The 3,427-nt window shown below is 58.5% G+C and carries 7 protein-coding genes; all 7 read left to right on the top strand.

Annotated elements, in window-relative coordinates; genetic code table 11:
* Positions 1-378: histidinol dehydrogenase (locus tag R6T97_RS07905; RefSeq protein ID WP_410348744.1), on the top strand; the 378-nt coding region annotated here is incomplete at its 5' end.
* The gene (locus R6T97_RS07910) at positions 375-854 is read left to right on the top strand and encodes a UPF0262 family protein (RefSeq protein ID WP_410348745.1); all 480 of its coding nucleotides are present in this window, start codon (positions 375-377) and stop codon (positions 852-854) included. The genes R6T97_RS07905 and R6T97_RS07910, both read left to right, overlap by 4 nt.
* Positions 855-856: 2 nt before the next feature.
* The gene (locus R6T97_RS07915) at positions 857-1,339 is read left to right on the top strand and encodes a low molecular weight phosphatase family protein (protein ID WP_410348746.1); all 483 of its coding nucleotides are present in this window, start codon (positions 857-859) and stop codon (positions 1,337-1,339) included.
* A 117-nt stretch (positions 1,340-1,456) separates the two neighbouring features.
* Positions 1,457-1,675, top strand: a complete 219-nt coding sequence (gene infA / locus R6T97_RS07920; protein WP_007205486.1) for a translation initiation factor IF-1 — start codon at positions 1,457-1,459, stop codon at positions 1,673-1,675.
* Between the two features lie 30 nt (positions 1,676-1,705).
* Positions 1,706-2,311 (top strand): Maf family protein, encoded by a 606-nt coding sequence (locus R6T97_RS07925; RefSeq protein WP_410348747.1) that lies wholly within the window; start codon positions 1,706-1,708, stop codon positions 2,309-2,311.
* A complete protein-coding gene (locus R6T97_RS07930) occupies positions 2,308-3,342 on the top strand; it encodes a ribonuclease E/G (RefSeq protein WP_410348748.1) in 1,035 nt (344 codons plus the stop codon). The genes R6T97_RS07925 and R6T97_RS07930 overlap by 4 nt, the downstream gene beginning before the upstream one ends.
* Positions 3,342-3,427 (top strand): DNA gyrase inhibitor YacG (yacG, locus tag R6T97_RS07935; RefSeq protein WP_410348749.1); only part of this gene is annotated, 86 nt, incomplete at its 3' end. The genes R6T97_RS07930 and yacG, both read left to right, overlap by 1 nt.

The following is a 3,427-nucleotide window of genomic DNA, read 5'->3' on the forward strand; positions in this document are numbered from 1 at the left end:
AAGGACTTTGACGAGGCCGTCATGCTTTCGGATCGTATCGCACCGGAGCATCTGGAAATCTGCACCGCTGATGCGGACGCATTGTCCCAAAAGATCACCCATGCGGGCGCGATCTTTATCGGGGGTTGGACACCAGAGGCGATTGGTGACTACGTTGGCGGTCCAAATCACGTTCTACCGACGGCACGGTCGGCACGGTTTTCAAGCGGATTATCGGTCATGGACTTTATCAAGCGTACCACCCTGTCACGCATGACCCCCGACGCGCTGGCGGCAATCGGTCCGGCTGCTGAACGGCTTGCCATTTCGGAAAGTCTTGAGGCGCATGGCCTGTCAGTGCGCGCCCGACTTGACCGTCTAAATCGGGGAGACGCATGAGCAAGATAACCCATATCGATCTGGACGATCGCAATCTGCCACCACCTACTCCCGAGATAGATCAGGAACGCAAAGTCGCAATGTTCGATCTGCTGGAGGACAACAGTTTTTCCCTGCCTGAGCGCGAGGGGCGAGAGGTGCCGCCCGGACCCTATAAACTGGGTCTGTCGATCAAGGAACGCCGTCTGGTTTTCGACATCAAACAGGAAGATGACAGCCCCGCAGGCGAGTTTCACCTGTCACTGGGGCCATTCCGGCAGGTAGTGAAGGATTACTTCCAGATCTGCGAAAGCTATTTCGACGCGGTCAAAACCCTGCCCCCCAGCCAGATCGAAACCATCGACATGGCGCGCCGTGGCATCCACAACGAAGGCGCACGCGTCTTGCAGGAGCGTCTGGAAGGCAAAGCGGACGTCGATAACGACACAGCACGCCGTCTTTTCACCCTGATCTGCGTCTTGCACTTCGGGATTTGAAGATGGCGGAGGATGGCAAATACGAGGACCTTCCGCAATCAGTCCTGTTTTGCTGTGACCACAATTCTGTCCGGTCGCCCATGGCGGAAGGGATCATGAAGAAACTTTATGGGACGCAGTGCTATATCCAGTCGGTCGGGGTGAAGAACGACCTTGAGATTGATGGTTTTTCTATAGCGGTCTGTGAAGAAATCGGCGTGGAGCTATCCCGCCATCGTTCGCGGTCTTTCGACGAAATGGAAGACTGGGGCGATGATCTGTCATCCTTTGATCTTGTTCTCGCGCTGTCCCCTGCCAGCCAGCGCCGCGCACTGGATTTGACCCAGTTTTACCATCTGGATGTGGAATACTGGCCGATTCTCGATCCGACCGGCCTTGGCGACAACCGTGGGGCGCGTTTGGCCCTTTACCGCCAGACCCGCGACCAGATCAGGGATCGTCTGATCGCCCGCTGGGGACCGGGGATTGACGAAGACGCCGGCTAACGGTCGCAAAAAGCATCACAAGCAGACGCGCAGTGTGGATTAACCCTTGAAAAACCAACCATTCAGGCGCATGTAAACGCCGTCCACAACTGGTGGATAACAGATATAGGAGATCACATGGCCAAGGAAGAACTGCTCGAATTCCCAGGTGTCGTGAAAGAACTTCTGCCAAACGCGACGTTTCGGGTCGAGCTGGAAAACGGCCATGAGATTATCGCGCATACGGCAGGCAAGATGCGCAAGAACCGCATCCGGGTTCTGGCTGGCGACAAGGTGCAAGTCGAAATGACACCTTACGATCTGACCAAGGGTCGGATTAACTATCGTTTCAAATAAGGCGAAACGAGTGTTTCGTGTGGGGATCGTATGACCACCCTTCCCCCAAATCCCGACTTGAAACTCGTTCTCGGCTCCGGTTCACCCCGGAGGCTGGAACTGTTGGCCCAGCTTGGGCTGACCCCTGCCGCGATCCGCCCCCCCGATATTGACGAAGATGTGCGCAAGGGTGAATTGCCGCGCGATTACGTCAGGCGGATTGCCTCTGAAAAGGTTGCGGCGGTGACAGCGGGCGACGATGAAGTGGTGCTTTGCGCGGATACAACTGTTGCCCTTGGTCGACGGATCATGGGCAAGCCTTCAGACGCAGCCGAGGCGGCGCAGTTTCTGTTTGCCCTTTCGGGACGGCGTCACAAGGTGATCACCGCGCTCGCCGTGAAACGGGGCGACCGCGTCTGGACCAAGGATGTGCAAAGCACAGTGGCGTTCAAACAGCTTTCCGATGCGGAAGTGCACGCCTACCTGTCTTCGGACGACTGGCATGGCAAGGCTGGGGGCTATGCCATACAAGGGCCCGCCGGTGCATTCATTCCGTGGATCAGCGGATCGTATACCGGCATCGTCGGCCTGCCGTTGACCGAGGCCGCAGGCCTGCTGACCGCCGCAGGCGTCGTGCTTTTTGGAGATCACACATGAAGGGCCGCACCATTATCCTTGATCATATCGGTCAGACCGAAGCTGCTGCCTATCTGGTAGACGGCAAGCTGGACGATATCCTGATCGATCACCAGGACGCGCCCCGGCCCGGTGCCATTTTTCGCGCGATCTGCGACCGGCCCATCAAGGGTCAGGGCGGAATGATGATGCGCTTGCCCGAAGGCGAAACGGCCTTTCTGCGACAAGGCAAGGGGTTGCGTCCGGGCCAGCCGCTTCTGGTGCAGGTGACGGGCATCGCCGAGGACGGTAAGGCCGTTCCCGTGACCGACCGCGTCTTGTTCAAAAGCCGCTATGCAATCGTGACACCCGGTAAACCGGGGCTCAACATCTCGCGCCAGATCACCGATGAGGATGTGCGCGATGAATTGCTGGCAACCGCACATGAGGTCTTTGACAGCCCGCATGGGCTGATCCTGCGGTCGTCCTGCGAAGGAGCAGACGCAGCCGAAGTCGCCGACGATATTCTGGCAATGACGGCGCTGGCCGATGCTGTGCTGCCAGAAGCAGAGGGAACCACCCCCGAAGCCTTGACCGAGGGCGATGGCCCGCACACGGTGGCATGGCGCGAATGGACAGGTGCGGCAGAGGTTGTGACCAAAGCGGGGTCTTTCGTACAAATGGGCGTATTGGATCAGCTGGATGCCCTTGCACAGGCCAAAATCGCGTTGGGAGAGGGCTTTATGTACGTCGAACCCACCCGCGCGCTTGTGGCAGTTGATGTGAACACCGGCAATGACACTTCACCGGCCGCCGCCCTCAAGGCCAACCTTGCCGCCGCCCGCGCCCTGCCCCGCGCCTTGCGCTTACGCGGTCTGGCCGGGCAAATCACGGTGGACTTCGTATCCATGTCGAAAGCCCATCGCAAACAGGTCGAACAATCGCTGCGTGCGTCTTTCAAAGCGGACCCGGTCGAAACCTCTTTGGTGGGCTGGACCCCGATGGGCCTGTTCGAGATGCAGCGCAAACGCGAACGCCCGCCCTTCCCCAAGCACCTGATAGAGGGCATTTGATGGCCTGTCCAATCTGTGAAAAGCCGACCGAGAAGGCCTTTCGTCCTTTCTGCTCCAAACGCTGCGCGGACATTGATCTTGGCAA

The organism is Yoonia sp. (genome assembly GCF_046498525.1).
Classification (GTDB): Bacteria; Pseudomonadota; Alphaproteobacteria; order Rhodobacterales; family Rhodobacteraceae; genus Yoonia.